An 18,016-nucleotide genomic window follows, 5' to 3' on the forward strand; every position below is an offset into this window, starting at 1 on the left:
ACTCTCCATGCGCTCGCCCGGACGGACGAGCGCCATTGTGTCGCCGAAGGACTACTTCTTGGTGACCAGCTCGACCGGGGTTTCGATGACGCCGTTGGCGCCACTGTCGACTTTCTCGCCCTTGATGATTTTCAACGCGGTCTCGATGCCGAACACGGCCTGTTTGGCGGCGAACTGATCGGCGGTTGCCAGGACACGACCATCCTGCAGCATCGGCTTGATGGCGTTGATGTTGTCGTAACCGACCACTTGTACCTGCCCGGCCTTGCCGGCAGCACGCACAGCGGAAACAGCGCCGACGGCCATGCTGTCGTTACCGGCCAGCAGTGCCTTGACGTCCGGGTACTCGCTGAGAATCGACGCGGCTACCTTGTTGCCCTTGTCGATTTCCCAATCGCCGGACTGCAGGGAAACAACCTTGATCTGCGCGGCTTCCATCGCATCCTTGAAACCAGCGGTACGCTGCTGGGCGTTGGTCGTTGTGGAAACGCCCTCGATGATGCCGACTTCGTCACCGGCCTTCAGCTGTTTGGCCAGGTACTCGCCCACCAGACGTGCGCCCTTGCGGTTGTCCGGGCCTACGAACGGTACGGAGATATTTTTGCTTTTGATGACAGCCGGATCGAGTTGGTTGTCGATGTTGATCACGGTGATACCGGCATCGACGGCTTTCTTGATCACCGGCACCATGGCCTTGGAGTCAGAAGGCGCGATGACCAGTGCATTGACCTTCGCCAGAATCATCTGCTCGACGATGCGGGTCTGGCCTGCTGTGTCAGTTTCGTCCTTGATGCCGTTGGAGATCAGGTCGAAATCGGCGGAGTGTTCTTTCTGGTAAGCCTTGGCGCCGTCTTCCATGGTGAGGAAGAATTCGTTGGCCAGGGATTTCATGACCAGTGCGACTTTTGGTTTTTCCGGGGACTCGGCGAAAGCCGAAGAGACGGGCAGTGCGGCGGATGCGGCAGCCAACATGGCGACAGCGAGAAGACGTCCAGCGAATGGCAGCTTCATGAGTTCACTCCGATCTTATGATTATTGTGAGCAACGCTTGCGCTGGCGTAAGCTTCGCTGCGTTCCACGACGAGTTCAACTCATCGCGAAGGCCGCGCAAACGTTTGCGTAGACCGAACTATGCGAACCCTGCCCCTATTTGTCAACAATCAGAAATCGGTTTTGATTGTAGGGCGAATCTGCATATTCGCCCCTTGAATGCTCAAGCCGTGGTGTTGACCAGGTTGCCGCCAGACGAACCCTTGGACATTTCCTTGACCAGAGCAGCCGAGACTTCCAACAGCGCACCGCTTGTTTGAGCGATCTCCCCCTGAACGGCCATGACCGCCTGCGACTTCGCTTCCGGAGTCGGATAGCTCGCGGCTTGTGCCGCGGCCAGTCGCTGTTGCTGCTCTTGCAATTGCTTCTGTAATTCCTGCATCCGCTTCAGCAACATCTTGACGGTGAGGCTCAGGTTATCGCCTTCCCCTTCAGCCTTGCTGCCTTCTTGTGCGGGACCGCCGGTCTTGACCTGATTGCTCTCTGGTTTTTCTGTGCCCAGCGCTTCGGTTGAAGCATCCGCTTGCGCTTCACTCATCGCATTGATCGTTGCTGCGGTTTTGCCGCCGATGGTGACGGCACCGGGGTTTGAAAAACCGATCGTCAGTGACATGTGAACTCCCTCAATTCCAGTTTCCTTTACCACCCATCGGCCTGTGGGAAGCTTTCTTTAGCAGAGAATCCAAATCCGGCAACCTCACTTGTCCTGCAAAAGACGTAGTCCTTTTCGGAGAGCCGAACACGAAAACCTTCCTTGTTCGGAATACCGGATAAACGATTCAGCCAGAAACTCGTCAACTCATAAAATATTGATATAAATCATCAAGTTAAACATTTCTCTAAAGCAAAGTACGGCTGGTACAGATCCTGCTCCCTCCCTGCACCCCTGGCATTCAGATCGGCCCGGGGCGCATCTAGATGAACCTGCACCAGCACCGTCTCACTACTAGAGAGAAAAATAATGAAATCTGCTTTCAACACATTGGTCCCGGGCGCTTTGGCCCTGTTGCTGCTCCTGCCCTCCGCCCTTCAGGCAAAAGAAGTCGAAACCCAGACCAAACTGGCCAACGTGGTGGTCCTTGCCACAGGCGGCACCATTGCCGGCGCTGGCGCCAGTGCGGCCAACAGCGCTACCTATCAGGCCGCCAAGGTTGGTATCGAACAATTGATCGCCGGCATCCCTGAGCTGAGCAAACTGGCGAATGTGCGTGGCGAGCAAGTCATGCAGATCGCGTCGGAAAGCATCACCAATGAAAACCTGCTGCAACTGGGTCGCCGCGTATCCGAACTGGCCGACAGCAAAGACGTCGATGGCATCGTCATCACCCACGGCACCGACACCCTGGAGGAAACCGCCTACTTCCTGAACCTGGTGGAGAAAACCGACAAGCCGATCATCGTTGTCGGCTCGATGCGCCCAGGCACCGCCATGTCGGCGGACGGCATGCTCAACCTGTACAACGCAGTCGCCGTCGCCAGCAGCAAAGAAGCCCACGGCAAGGGCGTGCTGGTAACCATGAACGATGAAATCCAGTCCGGCCGCGACGTCAGCAAGATGATCAACATCAAGACCGAAGCGTTCAAGAGCGCATGGGGCCCGCTGGGCATGGTGGTCGAAGGCAAGTCCTACTGGTTCCGCTTGCCAGCCAAGCGCCACACCATGGATTCGGAATTTGATATCAAGAACATCAAGAGCCTTCCCGACGTAGAAATCGCCTATTCCTACGGCAATGTCGGCGACACCGCCTACAAAGCCCTGGCTCAATCCGGCGCCAAAGCCATCATCCACGCCGGCACCGGCAACGGCTCGGTGTCTTCTCGCGTCGTCCCGGCCCTGCAGGCCCTGCGCAAGGATGGCGTTCAGATCATTCGTTCTTCCCACGTCAATGCCGGCGGCTTCGTTCTGCGTAACGCCGAACAGCCTGACGACAAGTACGACTGGGTCGTGGCTCACGACCTGAACCCGCAGAAGGCCCGCATCCTGGCGATGGTCGCCCTGACCAAAACCAACGACAGCAAAGAGCTGCAACGGATGTTCTGGGAGTACTGATTCACCCTCGCCCGGTCTCATCCTGACCGGGCACTTCTCTCACCACTCGCCGCTCTGGCGGGTGGTGCAATTGCCTACACCGCCTTCGCACCTTTCCTGCACAAATATTTCGGATGAGCCACATCAAAACCGGAAAACCGCTGTCAGAGGATTTTCTTGATTTTTAAGCAGTTGCGAAAATGCTTACAGTTAAATACTGTATGCACGTACAGCTTAATAAGGATAACCTCGTGGCCACTTCCTCTGATGCTCCCGATGCTTACGAACGCATGGGCATGCGTGTTCAAAAGATCATCAACTCCCCCACCGCACAAAAAGCCAAAGCCGCTCTGATCTTCCGTCTCCCGGATGAACCGATGGATGAGTGGGAGCGCCTGCTGGAAGAGATCGACGAGAACGACAACGTCACCCTCGCCTATCGAGACGATGGTGGCGTGCAGATTTTCTGGGTTGTACCGAAGGAAGATTGACTCAATGATTGTCCGTTTTTTTGCTTTGCTTTTACTGTTCATTTCTCTAGGCGCCCACGCTGGCGCGCCCCGCACATTCAACGAGGCCAAGAAGGTCGCCTGGAAGCTGTACGCCCCACAATCCACCGAGTTTTATTGCGGGTGCAAATACACGGGCAACAAGGTCGACCTGGCCGCTTGCGGTTATGTACCGCGTAAAAATGCCAAGCGCGCCTCCCGCATTGAGTGGGAACACATTGTCCCGGCCTGGGAATTCGGCCATCAGCGCCAGTGCTGGCAGGACGGCGGACGCAAGAATTGCACACGCTATGACCCGAGCTACCAGAAAGCCGAAGCCGACCTGCACAACCTGGTACCCAGCATCGGCGAGGTCAATGGTGATCGCAGCAACTTCAGTTACGGTTGGCTACCGGTCGAAAAGGGTCAGTATGGCTCCTGCCTGACCCAGGTCGACTTCAAGGCGAAGAAGGTCATGCCCCGCCCTTCGATTCGCGGCATGATCGCCCGCACCTATTTCTACATGAGCAAGCAATACGGCTTGCGCCTGTCGAAGCAGGATCGCCAATTGTATGAAGCGTGGGACAAGACGTACCCGGTGCAAGACTGGGAGCGCCAGCGCAATCAGAGCGTGGCGTGCGTGATGGGTCGCGGCAACGAGTTTGTCGGGCCGGTGAACATGAAAGTCTGCGGCTGATCGTTCGCGCAAAAGAAAAGGCCTCGCGCTTCAAGCTCGAGGCCTTTTTTGTGGTTAGCTGCCGGGCTTGTTGTAACGCCAGTAGCCCATCAGATTGAGTGATTCGCGAGGAATACCGCGCTCCTTGATCAGGTATCTACGCAGATTCATGACCGCAGCGGATTCGCCGGCGATCCAGCCATAGAAACCATCAGAGGCGGTTTCAGTGATTTCCCAGAGAATCTCCTGATCGATATCGACGTCAGCCAGCTCTATAGCCTGATTGACCATCGATGCGTCGACAGGTAGCACAGCCTTTCGCACCGCCTCCACCATCAGCGTCCCGGCAACCGTCGCTCCCGCCTGCTCTCGGATCAACCACTGCACCGAAAGGCCAGGCCAGTCCGGGACTGCAAGCATGTCCTGGGCACTGTCGACCTCGAAGAACACTTGAGTCTGGGGTGGCTGTGCAAGCGCTGCCAGCTCCTCGAGAATCCCCATCGCGGCGGGCAATGCCGTTGAGTCGGCGACCAGCAAAAGCTGCTGGAGGGTTTGCGGAGGCTTCCATTCAAAGCCACCCGCCTCTTCGGCCGAGAACCGGCTATCGGGCGCCAGAATCTGCATCGACTCGCCCGGCTGTGCCCGAAGAGCCCAGCGCGAAGCCGGCCCGGTTTCGCCATGCAGTACAAAGTCGATGTCGACTTCGCCCTGATCGGCACGCAAATGACGAATGGTATAGGTGCGCATCGCCGGGCGCCGATCCGCCAGCATTGAGCGGAAACGAGCGTACCAACCCTCACCCTGAGAGAGCCGGGCTGGCGAACCGTCCGCAGCCGGAAAAAACAGTTTGACGCGCTGATCAGGCGCCCAGGTTGCCATCTCGGCAACAGCCGGGCTGGCGAGCGTAATCCGCATGAGATGCGGGCTCAGCTGACGCTTGTGACGCAAAACGACGTCGAACAACTTGTAGGGGTTGGCGGAGGCCATGCGGAGCTCCTTCTGAGAATCTTCGGTGACTCCTGTAAAAACGAATCACACCGGACTCCCTTTAGTCAGCTCCGCTGAAAGGAATGCTTACTGCGCTGCGGTACGTTCGATCACCAGCGTCTCGATGTTCTGCTTTTTCGCCTTGATCAGCGCCGCATTCACGTCAGCCTGTTTCGATTCGGCTTCGGCTTGGGAATTGAATGGCCCCAGCAGGATCCGGGTTTTTCCGCTGGCATCCTTGATGACATTGGCGATAAACGCATGCTCGATCAACCACCCGCTAAGATCACTGACAGCCTGAGGCGTTTCACCGCGCACCTCCAGATCCCACTGCGGCCCGGACACGGCTGCCGGCGCTGCCACCGCTACCGATTTTGGCTTTTGCGCATCCACGCTCTTGCCTTCACCACATCCCGCCAATGCCAGTGCTGCGACTACCCAGACCAATTTGCGCACAACGCTTCCCTCTGAATTCTCGAAAGGGAGATCTTAACATTCGCGAATACTTTCAGAGCCCCGCAAAATGGGCACAAAACAACGAGATTGATGAATGCAGCACCTGTATAGTTACGCGCTGGGAATTAATGCCGCATCTGCGCGTCAGAAAGAGGCACCCAAACCGTGAGACTTCGCACTAATCTATACGTACCACCGACCTCTGCACTGTCTGAATCAGGTGCCCTACAAAGCAATCAAGGAGAAGACCATGCTGATACTCACCCGCAAAGTCGGTGAAAGCATAAACATTGGTGATGACATTACGATCACCATCCTCGGCGTAAGCGGCCAACAGGTTCGCATCGGCATCAACGCGCCAAAGAACGTTGCCGTACACCGCGAAGAGATCTACCAGCGCATTCAGGCTGGCCTGACCGCACCGGACAAGCCACAAACCCCCTGAGCCCTGCCGCAGTCAGTAGCCAGTCCGTTCACCTTCGCGTAATGACTGGCTAAAGATCCGAGCGCCGTATTGCCATCCCCCCACCTCATTGGTGACGGCGCAGGCTATTTCCCCTCCTGCTGCAACTCCCTCCCCCCCTTCTTCGCAACCGATACTAACCATCATTTCAATGGCTGGCTGTCGGACGTTTCCGAATAAAAGCAGGGAATCGCGCCCGCCTAGCCGAACGTCACCCCACGCGCCATCCCGGTGGCTGCTATCACCATCAGAACCAGCAACAGCGCTTCGGCGTGACTGATTCGTGCAAACACCTTGGCCCGCCCAGTGTCGAGGGGAGTTCCGCGCGCCTGACCGATGCGCCATTTGATCAACGTAATCATCGGTGCAAGCTCCAGAAGCAGAATCAGCACAAACAGCGTCATCTTCAAATGGAACAAAGGCTGATGCAGATAGTAATCGGCGCCCTTTTCATAACCGCCAAAAGCTCGCATGCCACCCGTGATCAGCAGCACCAGCGCAGATATCCCCCATAGATTGTCAGCGAGCAGAACCCGCCGAACTTCACCAGCCCCGGCAGCCAGTCGGCTGAAGGCCGTTCCGCGTGTCAGGACGGCCCAGAACCCCAAGGCAAATGCCAGCAGATGAACCGCAGCAAGAAACCAATGAAACAGCATCGATGAACCCCCGTCAGACTGAGATGAAAAATCGGCCAGACAGTAGTAGTCGAAAAAGTGTGGACTTGCCCGATGCCGCGCCAGAAAGGCACTCGGGTTGAGGGAGTCGGCAGGACGAAAGCCTGGGGAGAGGTAAATCGCAGGCAAAAAAAATCCCAAGCAGCTGATGGAAGCTTGGGATTTAAAAATGCATAAACCGTGGTGGTGAACGCGGGGCGGATATTACTGATATTTTCATTATGTAACAACGTATTTTTGATAACCGGTTGGTTCAATAAAATCGTAAGCCATTCAATATCCACATTATTTTTATGGTCTGCCAGGATCTGGCTCACCGTATGGCTTTGTGGAAAAACCATCGCCAGCAAGCAAACCCTTTTAGCCGCCCGTCACCCAAGCCGCACGCTCATCTCGTCCACCCCTCCAACAAGCAGATACCCTGAACTGAGGATTGGTCGATGAACAGAAAAATCGCAGCACTAGCCTTTGCTGGTCTTTTGTCGGCGAGCCCTATCGTCTCCATTGCCGGATCTGCCGTACCACCTGCCGCCATTCCCGGAGTGAACCAAGGTGGATCCGATTCCAAAGAAGACAAGGCTGACAAAAAAGGTGAAGAAGCATCCGGGTCAAACTCCGGAGCCGAGTCGCATGAAACCGACAAGGATTCAGCCAGCTCAAGCGGCTCGAAAGAAACCACCAAAGAGCCAAAGCAGTGAAGATGGCGCTGCCTGCATGGAAGACGTAGGGTATTGAAGCAATGGGGTTAGCTGGCTTTATACCCCATACTCAGGATTTGACCGCTACTGAAATACTTCGAGTTGTCCATGCAATTGATCCAATCGTCGAAGGTGATCTCGAAACCACGACACACAAGACAGTCGAGCGCAGGGAAGCATTTCCACTTACCCTCGAGCAAGCCAGCGGCGTATGCCATATGACGAGGCGTCAACCATCTATAGAAAGTTTTGCGGTGTCACGAAATGAAGCCACATCGTATTTCCTGCATGATCCTTTGCTGCGTAGGCTCATTTGCAAACGCAACGGATATACCCATCACAAAGGGAATGTCTTTTTTAAGCGCTCGAAAAGAGCTGATCAATCATGGCTGGAAACCATATATCACAAACGAGACAGAGCTAATTGGCACTGAGATCCTGCTCAAAAGAAGAGGCGTTGTAGAGGTAGAGCGATGCACACAAGGGGTGCAGTACTGCGAATTCAATTACAAAAAAAACAATAGGTGCCTGGTCATCTCGACGACCGGCGAAGAAATAAAGGACTTGGTCATAAATGGCTGGGGCTTCACATGCCCAGAAAAATACTAGCCATGCGCTAATCGTCGGCCTCGCCTACCGCGGCCGACAACCAAAATGATGAAAACGAATAAGGCGGTGGAGCACATAAAGATGTGCTCCGAGCTGACGCTCGAGGCGGCGCTTTGCAAATCGCAGTGTCTAGTCCTGAAATAGGTTTACACCTGCTTCACCCCAACGCCCGATGCGTCGCATCGGGCGTTTTGTATTTCAAAGACAGGTGCGGACGCTCGTGGTTGTAGATCGAGACCGACTCTCTCACCATCTTTTTCGCCTGCATCAAGTCCTGTGTTTGGCGGGGGCCAGGAACTGGCTGGAGCGATTACGGCAGACTCACTTCGCTCGCTCACACCTTCAGTTTAACCGCCGAGCAGGATGACAGTCCTTTGGTGTGGGCGGACCACCAAATGATTTTTAGATTGGCACGCAGACCGCTTCCACACTGTGCAACATCCCGAAACGGCGGGGTTAGGTTCTGGAAATATCAGCTTATGGTTTCGCCTTGTCCGTAATGCACTGCTTCAAGCGATCAGTATTCGTGCCGCTGTCTTCGCCTCTATCAATGTCGCCGTTCGCATCAAGGTAGATATGCGTCGTCGGCCATTTTGGGGTGATGTTGACGCAATGGTTGCGAGTCTTTTTCCCCCACCAGTAGAACTCCATAAAAAAGCCTTCGTCTGGAAATATGTGGCCGAAGTCCATTGAGGTTTCGCCGGGGTACAGGCCTCCACGACCACTTCTGTAGATCCTGTTCTCTGTATTCCAAACGACTCCAAGACTCTCTGTGGCTTCCTTTGAATAGTGAACTGTTACAGTGGGCGTTGCGACATACCAAAATGCAAACGGTGAGAGCATCAGGAAGAGGACAACAGAGATTCGCCGGTATCTAGTTGGTTTCACATTTATGCTCACGTATACCGTCTCCCCATTCCGTTGGTGCCACTGCCAAAACTTTTTCCATCACCATTTTGGCTGTGATGCCTCCATTTGGGTGCTCCTTGAAAAGCTGCACACCTATCTGAATCGATATTCGGTCAGGAGCATCATCTAAGGCGCGTAGCCCCTCAACATTCCCTGAGCGGTGTGGGCCGGGAAGTGGTTTTTCAGGCGTCTGTTGCGTCAGCACTTCTACAAACTTCTCTTTCGCCTTCCGTATGGAGTCCGAGGCAAATTGCTCAACGCCCGCACCGTCTGAAAGAGCGCTTTCAGACAGACCGCCAGCCATACCGACATATCCGTAGTGGACGTTCGACCAGATGTCGTAAAAGTAGTCGTGGGCTCCTTGCTTGTACCAAACCCCACCAAAGAGTTTGAGCAGGATAGGTTTGTGATCCCAAGGGCGATTCTGTCCAACTCGCTCCGTCCAAATGGCCATAGCAGCCGCACCATTTGCAGCCCCTATCGCTTGAGGGCTTGTAGTTCCAATCTGTGCATACCAAGGCAAGTCCATTTGTTTGCGGGTCTCTGCTGCAACGTCGTAGCTCAGCAGCTGTTTCATCTTGAGGACTGCCGGATCGTGAATGTGCAATTCATCTCGTCAGCAATGTAGCTCGCCGGTTCTTCCATCCTGTCTGGATCATTACAAATGGCGGGCTTTGTCTCTGGCTCTGTCTTTGCTTTCGGTTCCGCCGATGCTGCTTTAGAGCCTACCAAGGCGTTCGCCGCTAAGGCTTTCTCCTTGAGCTTAGGGTCAGACAATAAGGTCGCCATTTTCTCATCGTCCACTGAGCCATCTGGCCGGAAAGCTCCCAGTGCCATGAAGTTGATGATTGTTGCCCCCCCCCCCCCCGCCTCCCCCATTACAAATCCGCCACCGACATCGCCTGATCCGGTGATGATTGTTCCGCCATGGCTTGTGGGACTGCCCAAATGGGCCATAGGCCGCCCGTTCACTTGAATCGAGGGAAACCCGGTAGTGATAACAGCGCCACACCCACAGGTATCGCCAACACGTGCAGAACCCATGAAGTTGATATTCACGTCGCCACTAGCTGAGGCAATCGGGGTGGTGCCATGACCTGGCATTGGGCAGACATGCTTGTCACCCAATCGTGCAGAGGAAATCATTGATCATCCTTGAGTCGTTGTGAAAAGTCTCAGCCAGTAGCTTGGCAGCGTCGACGCTAGCGGGAAGCTCGAGCAATGGCTGCAGGACAAATCCCAAAAGCCCTACTGAATGTTCCCGCGTTCCGTGTCATTCACCTAGATGCGGAGGATACCGGCTCAAGCTAGGCATGCTGAGTGGAGGCAATGTGCTTATATCGGATATGACATCACACATTCAGTTATCAAGTATAACCGCCACAAAATCATCCGCTTTAGGCGTTCACATTGCCCAGTGTGAACGAACCCGATCTTTTGTGAACACTCTGAAGAAACGACAGACAACAAAAAAGGGCCCACCTTTCGGTGAGCCCTTCTAGACCGCCCAGCAGAGCGGATTTTGTTTGGTAGGCGCGATTGGACTCGAACCAACGACCCCCACCATGTCAAGGTGGTGCTCTAACCAACTGAGCTACGTGCCTGCTGTGAGGCGGCATTCTACGGAATTCCGGAGGGGTGTCAACACCTTTTTTTCACCTAACCCTATGAATATGCAAAATATTTAATTTCGACCCGCCGCAGGAAGATTTCCCGGTGGCTGGCGGAGGTTTTTCAACTCGGGTAGGATCGTCACACTCGTAAAATATATTAAACAGAGGCTGCAGGATGGCGAACACCCCTTACCCAGAGTCTTATTACGCGGCGTCGGCCAACGCCGTACCACCACGCCCTGCCCTGCAGGATGACGTGGAGACGGATGTCTGTGTGATCGGCGCTGGTTATACGGGACTTTCCTCGGCCCTGTTCCTGCTGGAGAACGGTTTTCGCGTGACCGTGCTGGAAGCCGCCAAGGTCGGTTTCGGCGCGTCGGGGCGCAATGGCGGGCAAATCGTCAACAGCTACAGTCGTGACATTGACGTGATCGAGCGCAGCGTTGGCCCAAAGCAGGCTCAATTGCTCGGGCAAATGGCATTCGAGGGCGGCCGGATCATTCGTGATCGCGTCAGCAAGTACAACATCCAGTGCGACCTGAAGGACGGCGGTGTATTCGCGGCAATCACAGCCAAGCAGATGGGCCACCTGGAAGCGCAGAAACGCTTGTGGGAACGCTTCGGGCACACCCAGCTTGAACTGCTCGATCAGCGCCGCATCCGCGAAGTGGTGGCCTGCGATCAATACGTCGGCGGCATGCTCGACATGAGCGGCGGCCACATCCACCCGCTCAACTTGGCGCTGGGCGAAGCCGCCGCCGTGGAGTCCCTCGGCGGCACCATTTATGAGCAGTCGCCTGCGGTGCGTATCGAACGCGGCGCCAACCCGGTCGTGCATACGCCACAGGGCAAGGTCAGGGCCAAATTCATCATCGTGGCCGGCAACGCCTATCTCGGCAATCTGGTGCCGGAACTGGCAGCCAAATCGATGCCGTGCGGCACTCAAGTCATCACCACCGAACCGCTCGGTGATGAACTGGCCAAAACCCTGTTACCGCAGGATTACTGCGTCGAAGACTGCAACTACTTGCTCGATTACTACCGTCTTACTGGCGACAGGCGCCTGATCTTCGGCGGTGGCGTGGTGTATGGCGCCCGGGATCCGGCGAACATCGAAGCGATTATCCGCCCGAAAATGCTCAAGGCGTTCCCGCAACTCAAGGACGTGAAAATCGACTACGCCTGGACCGGCAATTTCCTGCTGACCCTGTCGCGCCTGCCTCAGGTCGGGCGCCTGGGCGACAACATCTATTACTCCCAAGGCTGCAGCGGCCACGGCGTGACCTACACACACCTGGCCGGCAAGGTATTGGCCGAAGCGCTGCGAGGCCAGGCCGAGCGCTTCGATGCGTTTGCCGACCTGCCGCACTATCCGTTCCCTGGCGGGCAATTGCTGCGCACGCCGTTTGCCGCACTGGGCGCGTGGTACTACGGACTGCGCGACAAGCTCGGTTTCTGACGCGCAAAAAAAGGGGCCGCTGAAAAGCGGCCCCTTTTACATCCAGCACGGATTACAGCTGATCTCGCGCAATCCCGCTACGAATCCGCAGGATATCCGCCAGCACCGCCAAGGCAATTTCCGACGGGGTCTTGCTACCAAGGTTAAGACCGATCGGCGCATGAATCCGCGCCAGCTCGCCCTCTCCCAATCCGCCAATCCGACGCAATCGCTCGAAGCGCTTCTGCGACGTCTGCTGCGAGCCCATTACGCCGATGTAGAACGCTTCTGTGCGCACCGCTTCCATCATCGCCAGATCGTCGATACGCGGATCATGGGTCAACGCCACCACCGCCGTATCACGGTGGCAACCACCATCGGCGATGAACACCGACGGCAATTGCCGGCGAATCTCCACGCCATTGAGCACCACACCTTCCAGCACCTCTTCACGCGGGTCGCAGAGAATCACCTCGAAACCGAGACCCACTGCGAATTCCGCACACGCCTGCGCCACGCTGGAATAGCCGGCCAGCAACAAACGCTGAGCAGCACCGATGCGGATCCGTACCCGGTCGATTTCACGCTCGATCCGCGCACCTTGCTCGCCATCTGCAAACACGCTACGCGCGCCAGTGGCCAGATCGACCTCGCGAATCAACCGGCGCTGACCCAGCAACGCCGATTCAAGCTCACGCAGATGCGCCTGCACATCGCAGTCGGCGTCAAATTTCTCTACCAGCACATCGAGAATGCCGCCGCACGGCAGGCTGACCCGCGATCGCGGATCATCACCTTCGCCATAGCGCACCACGTTGATCGCATCGAGAAATGCACCTTCGGCGACACGCTCAAGAAAATCCTCCTCGACGCAGCCACCGGACAGCGACCCGATCCACTGTCCGCCGTCGTTCACCGCCAGCAGCGAACCCGGCGCGCGCGGCGCCGAGCCGTAGGTCGTCAGCACGGTGCAAAGCCAGATGCGCTGCCCCGCTGTCGACCACTCCAGCGCCCGCCGCACAACCTGCAGATCGAGATGTTGCATGATCAGTGCGCCTTGTGCTCGATGGACGGAGCGTCAGCCTTGAGCTTCTGCACATCGCCCACCGCCAATTCAGCAGACTGACCACCCCAACCCTGACGCAGGTAGTTCAGCAGATCGGTCAGTTGTTCGGCACTGAGCTTGTCGGCAAAACCGGGCATCGGCTGCATGTGTTCGAACCCGGCGAATTTCTGTTCGCCGATACCATCCTCGATCACTCGCAACAGGTTGCGTGGGTCTTCCAGACGCAGCGTGGTATTGCCGCGCATAGCCACCGCGATGTGCGGTTTGCCTTCGCCACCAGCCGCGTGACAGCCGGCGCAGACGTTCAAGTATTCCTGACGACCGCGTTGAGCGCTGGCACTGAGTTTTTCCACCGGCACTTCGGCCAGCTCTTTCGCTGCTGGCGGCTTGTCGCCGAGCAGGAATGTTGCCATCGCCGCCAGATCCGGATCATTCAGGCCCTGGGTGCTGTTGTGGAACACCGGGAACATTTCGTTGAACATCGTGCCCTGAGCGCTCATGCCGTGCTTGAGGAACGTGCTCAGGTCCTGATGGTTCCAGCCGCGCGCCGCCAGATCCGTCGCCAACAGGCTAGGTGCCAGATAGCCGTTGAGGATGCCGCCGGTCAGGCGCTTGTCCAGTTGCATCGCGCCAGGCAAGCCGCGCGGTGTATGGCATTCGCCGCAATGACCAAGCACTTCGACCATGTACTGGCCGCGCTTCCAGGCGTCGCTTTTGCCTTCGGCAGACTCAAGCTTCAAAGTCTTGCCGTACATCATGTTCCAGCCCATCAGGCCCGGGCGCACGTTGAACGGGAAGCTCAGGCTCGTCACCGGCGCAGCACGCTCGATCGGCTCGACAGTTTTCAGGTACGCATGGATCGCATCCGAATCCGCACGCGGCATCAAGTGATACGACGTGTACGGCATCGCCGGGTACAGGTTGGCGCCATCACGACGCTTGCCTTCAGTCAGCGCAGCGAAAAATTCGTCATCGTTGTACAGACCGATGCCGTGTTCTTTGCTCGGCGTGATGTTGGTGCCGTAGATCGTGCCGAACGGCGAGACGATCGGCAGGCCGCCGGCAAACGGCGCGCCGCCTGGTGCCGTGTGGCAAGCCATGCAGTCGGCCGCGCGGGCGAGGTATTCGCCGCGCTTGGCCTGATCATCCGCGTGCGCCGCCAACACAGGCGCAGCCAGCCCGACCGCCAGGGCCAGGCGGGTCAGTAATTGCTTCATGCTCAACCCTCCTTGACCAGGCCGAGATCGGTCAGCACGTTGCGGGTGGCGTTGTAGTAACGCACGTACCCGGTGCAACGGCAGACGTGATGGCCGAGGCTGTCCTCGATAACTTGTTCCAGCTTGCTTTTGACGATCGGCTGGCGCTGCAGCTTTTCCACCAGCACGGTCGCGGCGTTGACGAAGCCCGGCGCGCAGTAGCTGCACTGGAAGGCGAATTCATCGACGAAACGTTGCTGGATCGGGTTCAGCTCGGTGACCTGGCCTTGCTCGTCACGCTTGGCATGACCTTCGATGGTGCGGACTTTCTTGCCTTCGAAGTAATGCGCGCCGGTGATGCAGGTGCGCACTTCCTCACTGGTGCCGTCCGGGTTGTCGACGATCACCACGCAAGCGTGGCAGATGCCCTGGCCACAGCCCAGGCGCGAGCCGGTGAGGTTCTTGTATTCGTGCAGGTAGTCGATCATCGGCAGGTCATCAGGGATGTCCACCGGGCCGACGGTTTGACCGTTGAGGGTCAGTTGAAGCGGACGGTTAGCCATTGAGGGCCTCCTTGATGCGCGCAGCAGTGATTGGAAGATCGCGGACACGTTTGCCGATGGCGTGCGCCACGGCGTTCCCGATGGCGCCAACCACCGGGATCATCACCACTTCGGCGATGCCTTTGGACGGGTCGCTTGGCGAGAGCGGCGGCAGGATCTCCGCGGTCTGCTTCCACACCGCCACGTGGCGCGCCATCGGCAGGCGATAACGGTTGAAGTTCCAGTCACCCTCCCCCGGCCCGCCTTCGTACAGCGGCATCTCTTCCATCAAGGCGTGGCCGATACCCATGGCGATCCCGCCTTCGAGCTGGCCACGGACCAGCTCTTCGACCAGCACCCGGCCACATTCCAGCCACGAGTGATGATTGAGCACTTCAACTTCTGCCGAACCTTTGTTGACCTTCAACTCGACCAGCGTTGCGACCGGGCTGTAGTAGGTCACGGCGGCATTGTTCAGCTGAACCACCGGATAGGCGATGTTCTGCCGATCCAGCAGATGGAAACCATCGCTGGTCATCTGCGCTTTCTTGGTTTTCGGGGCGCCGTCGCCGTACTTCACCGCCAGACCGTCCAGCGGCAGACGCTCGCGTACACCGTCGATGCTGTATTCGGCTTCTGCCCAGCTCCAGCGGTTGAAACCGTGGACCGTGGCGGCGGTGACCAGACCGCGCTCGTGAGCATGTTTGGCCAGTTCTTCGAAAGTCAGTGGCTGCATACCGTTGGCAGTCAGTTTGCCGTCGACCCAATGCGCATCTTCGCGACGCACCACGTAGGGGTTGGCCTGGCCGCCGTACGGGCCCTGACGCCAGATCTCCAGCGCCGCCGGCCACAAACCGTGGTTAAACAGCACGCGCGCCGCTTCACGGGTGGCGTGGCTGAAGTAGTAGGCGGAGTTGGTCGCGGACGAGGCTGAAGCCAGTTTGCCGACCCAGCGCGGGTTGCGCAGGAAGTTATCCTGCTCGGCCTGGCTCATGATGTAAGGGTTGCCGGCGGTGACCAGCTGCATTTCCTTCCATTCGGTCTCGCCGGTCTTCACGTCGTGCGCCGGGCTGCCGAGGAAATCAGCGACCACCAGGGCTTGCGAAGTGGACATGCCGGTACCGATCTCGATACCGATGTGACGCAGGGAAATGCGCCCTTCAGCGGTGAATTCGATGCTGGCCATCGGCGCTTCGGAACCGGTGCCGAAGTCTTTCTGGCAAATGGCGAAACCCACGCCATACCAGTTGTCCGGATCCGCCGCTTCACGCTGTTTCTTGATCGCGTCGCGGTTCTTCCAGACTTCGTGCAGTGAAGCCTTGTCGAGAATCTCGTGCAGGCGCAGCGCACCGGCCGGGATCGCGCCCTGGGTGTTTTTCATCCCCGAACGCAGCGCGTTCTTGCGACGCAGATCGATCGCATCGACACCGAGGCGGTCGGCGATTTCGTCGACCATCATTTCGGTGGAAGCCATGCTCTGTAGCGTGCCGTAGCCGCGCATCGAACCCGCTTCAACCCCGCGGGAGTGGTAAGCGGTAACTTGCAGATCGTTCTGCGGCATGTAGTAGATCGACTGAGCCGCCGTTGCGCCAACCGCAGCCACCGACGGGCTGTAGTTGATCCGACCGCCACCATCGACGCTCATTTCGGCGCGGAAAATCTTGAAGCTGTGGTCGGTCTTGTCCACCGCCAACTGGTAACGAATGTCGAACGGGTGACGCTTGATGCCGCTCTGGAACTGCTCGTAGCGGTCGTTGGCCAGGCGAATCGGCACACCCGCGCCATACAACGCCGCCAAGGCCGCGTAGTAGACGAAAATGTTGTGGTCCTTGGAACCGTAGCCGACGGTGTAACCCGGGTGCATATTCAGATTGGCCAGGCCGAAGCGCGACGGCGAGATCATCTTCGCGGTCTCGGTTGCTGCTTCCAGCGGGCACTGGGTGGCGACGACGAAATGCAAGGTCTTGGTCGCAGGGTCGTACCAGCCGTTGCCGTTGTCCGGCTCCATCGCAGCAGGCTCGATCGACGGAGTCTTGTAACGCTCGTCGAACACCAGCCAGTTGTCCGGTGGGGTGTCGATCTCTTTCTTCATGCGGTCGGCGTAGAACAGGCCGCGCTCGGTCAGGTTGCCGTGCAGGTTCGGCTGGGAATTCCATACCGGGCGACGGTTTTTCAGCATCGGAAACAGGATCGAATCCTTGAGGCTGGCGAACTCGTCTTCGTCCGCCGACTTCGGGCCACCGACGCGCACGTAGCGGAAACTGCCATAGGGATCGCCTTCGTAGAACGGCACTTGCGCACCGTAACGAATCGCTTTGTCATTGAATTTGAGTTTGTTCTTGGCCTGACGGAAACGCTCGAAATCGTTCCAGATCAGGATCGCGACCGGGTGACCGATGAACATCGGCACCTTGCCCTCAGGCAGCAAGGGATCCGGAGCGTGCTCTTCCGGGAATACGATGCCGTCCTTGTCCAGGTCGGCAGCGGTGACGATGCGATCAGGCTGCAAATCGGCGCCGAGCCACGACAGGTCATAGCCATCGTAGATTCGGTCGGCCTTGATGGTTTTCAGCAACATGGCGTGGCCTTGCTGCTGGGGCCAGCCCGGCATGTCCTTGGAACGGATGTCGCGGGCAAACACCTTGCTGCCGCAGACCTTGGACAAGGCATCGTTACGCTGGCGTGCCTTGCCGTTGTTGCCGAGCCACTGCTCGGACGGCACGGTCACGCTGTTTTCCATCAAGGCAGCCAGCGCCTGACTGCTGAGCGGCGTGAGCGTAACGCTCACACCCGCCACCAGCCCGCCCTGAAGGAACGAGCGCCGGGATATTTCACGGTTGGACATGGATCATCCTCTGGGCGGTTATGGATCCGCCCTTCTGGTTATCTACTGGGAATCTCGAGTCTTGCAGAAGCCCTTTTTGGCTAAACAAAGGACGTGATGACAGTGCAAAGCTGACCGAAAGGTTAACTTTAAAGGTTTCTGCGCTCGCAGCAAACAACCAGTTACAAAAATCTGACTAAAGAATCAAAAATCAATGCGACATCGCATCGCAGCGACCCATAGACGCAGGGGAGACTGTCCGGCGGCATCGAACGAGCCACAGCTGCGTTCGTTGCAG

The 18,016-nt window shown here is 57.4% G+C and carries 16 protein-coding genes, 1 tRNA gene and 2 pseudogenes; 6 read left to right on the plus strand and 13 right to left on the minus strand.

The window, feature by feature from the left end:
* Positions 1-51: 51 nt before the first annotated feature.
* Together AC1RME_RS14480 and AC1RME_RS14485 are read right to left on the minus strand one after the other, a co-directional pair.
* Positions 52-1,011 (minus strand): sugar ABC transporter substrate-binding protein, encoded by a 960-nt coding sequence (locus AC1RME_RS14480; RefSeq protein WP_085712021.1) that lies wholly within the window; start codon positions 1,009-1,011, stop codon positions 52-54.
* A 202-nt stretch (positions 1,012-1,213) separates the two neighbouring features.
* Positions 1,214-1,663, minus strand: a complete 450-nt coding sequence (locus tag AC1RME_RS14485) for a hypothetical protein (RefSeq protein WP_102621546.1) — start codon at positions 1,661-1,663, stop codon at positions 1,214-1,216.
* A 348-nt stretch (positions 1,664-2,011) separates the two neighbouring features.
* Between AC1RME_RS14485 and AC1RME_RS14490 the strand changes: the two genes are divergently transcribed.
* From AC1RME_RS14490 to AC1RME_RS14500, 3 genes are all read left to right on the plus strand, one after another.
* Complete coding sequence (locus AC1RME_RS14490) at positions 2,012-3,100, plus strand: asparaginase (RefSeq protein WP_096821269.1); 1,089 nt, start codon at positions 2,012-2,014, stop codon at positions 3,098-3,100.
* A 179-nt stretch (positions 3,101-3,279) separates the two neighbouring features.
* A complete protein-coding gene (locus tag AC1RME_RS14495) occupies positions 3,280-3,570 on the plus strand; it encodes a DUF1654 domain-containing protein (RefSeq protein WP_096821268.1) in 291 nt (96 codons plus the stop codon).
* A gap of 4 nt (positions 3,571-3,574) precedes the next feature.
* On the plus strand, positions 3,575-4,264 hold the full coding sequence (locus AC1RME_RS14500; RefSeq protein WP_493091501.1) for an endonuclease: 690 nt from the start codon (positions 3,575-3,577) through the stop codon (positions 4,262-4,264).
* 54 nt (positions 4,265-4,318) lie between these two features.
* Here AC1RME_RS14500 and AC1RME_RS14505 read toward each other — a convergent pair whose 3' ends face one another.
* On the minus strand, positions 4,319-5,230 hold the full coding sequence (locus tag AC1RME_RS14505; protein WP_493091502.1) for a siderophore-interacting protein: 912 nt from the start codon (positions 5,228-5,230) through the stop codon (positions 4,319-4,321).
* A gap of 87 nt (positions 5,231-5,317) precedes the next feature.
* Positions 5,318-5,686, minus strand: coding sequence for a penicillin-binding protein activator LpoB (locus AC1RME_RS14510; RefSeq protein WP_096821265.1), 369 nt, complete (start codon positions 5,684-5,686; stop codon positions 5,318-5,320).
* 250 nt (positions 5,687-5,936) lie between these two features.
* On the opposite strand from AC1RME_RS14510, the gene csrA reads away from it, so the two are divergent.
* Positions 5,937-6,131 (plus strand): carbon storage regulator CsrA, encoded by a 195-nt coding sequence (gene csrA / locus AC1RME_RS14515; protein WP_003179932.1) that lies wholly within the window; start codon positions 5,937-5,939, stop codon positions 6,129-6,131.
* Between the two features lie 218 nt (positions 6,132-6,349).
* Here the strand turns inward: csrA and AC1RME_RS14520 are convergent, their stop codons facing one another.
* Complete coding sequence (locus AC1RME_RS14520) at positions 6,350-6,805, minus strand: DUF2214 family protein (RefSeq protein WP_096821264.1); 456 nt, start codon at positions 6,803-6,805, stop codon at positions 6,350-6,352.
* Positions 6,806-7,263: 458 nt separating this feature from the next.
* Between AC1RME_RS14520 and AC1RME_RS14525 the strand changes: the two genes are divergently transcribed.
* Entirely contained in the window at positions 7,264-7,521 is a 258-nt protein-coding gene (locus AC1RME_RS14525; protein WP_096821263.1) for a hypothetical protein, read from the plus strand.
* Positions 7,522-8,259: 738 nt separating this feature from the next.
* On the opposite strand, the pseudogene AC1RME_RS14530 reads toward AC1RME_RS14525, so the two are convergent.
* The 4 genes and pseudogenes from AC1RME_RS14530 to AC1RME_RS14545 all read right to left on the minus strand — a co-directional run.
* A pseudogene (locus tag AC1RME_RS14530) lies at positions 8,260-8,404 on the minus strand (integrase core domain-containing protein); the annotation flags it as partial.
* A gap of 203 nt (positions 8,405-8,607) precedes the next feature.
* Positions 8,608-8,820, minus strand: coding sequence for a hypothetical protein (locus tag AC1RME_RS14535; RefSeq protein WP_255261929.1), 213 nt, complete (start codon positions 8,818-8,820; stop codon positions 8,608-8,610).
* 184 nt (positions 8,821-9,004) lie between these two features.
* Positions 9,005-10,185 (minus strand): annotated as a pseudogene (locus tag AC1RME_RS14540) (polymorphic toxin type 44 domain-containing protein).
* Positions 10,186-10,566: 381 nt separating this feature from the next.
* Positions 10,567-10,643, minus strand: a tRNA-Val gene (locus AC1RME_RS14545).
* A gap of 184 nt (positions 10,644-10,827) precedes the next feature.
* Here AC1RME_RS14545 and AC1RME_RS14550 point away from each other — a divergent pair.
* Positions 10,828-12,111, plus strand: a complete 1,284-nt coding sequence (locus tag AC1RME_RS14550) for an NAD(P)/FAD-dependent oxidoreductase (protein ID WP_096821211.1) — start codon at positions 10,828-10,830, stop codon at positions 12,109-12,111.
* A 52-nt stretch (positions 12,112-12,163) separates the two neighbouring features.
* Here AC1RME_RS14550 and AC1RME_RS14555 read toward each other — a convergent pair whose 3' ends face one another.
* From AC1RME_RS14555 to AC1RME_RS14570, 4 genes are read right to left on the minus strand one after another with little or no spacing between them, the layout of a single operon-like run.
* Complete coding sequence (locus AC1RME_RS14555; RefSeq protein ID WP_493091503.1) at positions 12,164-13,135, minus strand: XdhC family protein; 972 nt, start codon at positions 13,133-13,135, stop codon at positions 12,164-12,166.
* 2 nt (positions 13,136-13,137) lie between these two features.
* Positions 13,138-14,373 carry a c-type cytochrome gene (locus AC1RME_RS14560; protein WP_493091504.1) on the minus strand — a complete coding sequence of 412 codons (1,236 nt, stop codon included), beginning with the start codon at positions 14,371-14,373 and terminating at the stop codon, positions 13,138-13,140.
* 2 nt (positions 14,374-14,375) lie between these two features.
* Positions 14,376-14,915 (minus strand): (2Fe-2S)-binding protein, encoded by a 540-nt coding sequence (locus tag AC1RME_RS14565; protein ID WP_096821208.1) that lies wholly within the window; start codon positions 14,913-14,915, stop codon positions 14,376-14,378.
* Positions 14,908-17,739: a xanthine dehydrogenase family protein molybdopterin-binding subunit gene (locus AC1RME_RS14570; protein WP_493091505.1), complete on the minus strand. Its 2,832-nt coding sequence runs from the start codon at positions 17,737-17,739 to the stop codon at positions 14,908-14,910. Before AC1RME_RS14570 ends, AC1RME_RS14565 begins: the two co-directional genes overlap by 8 nt.
* Positions 17,740-18,016: the final 277 nt, after the last annotated feature.

The organism is Pseudomonas sp. GW822-FHT03F08 (genome assembly GCF_058801265.1).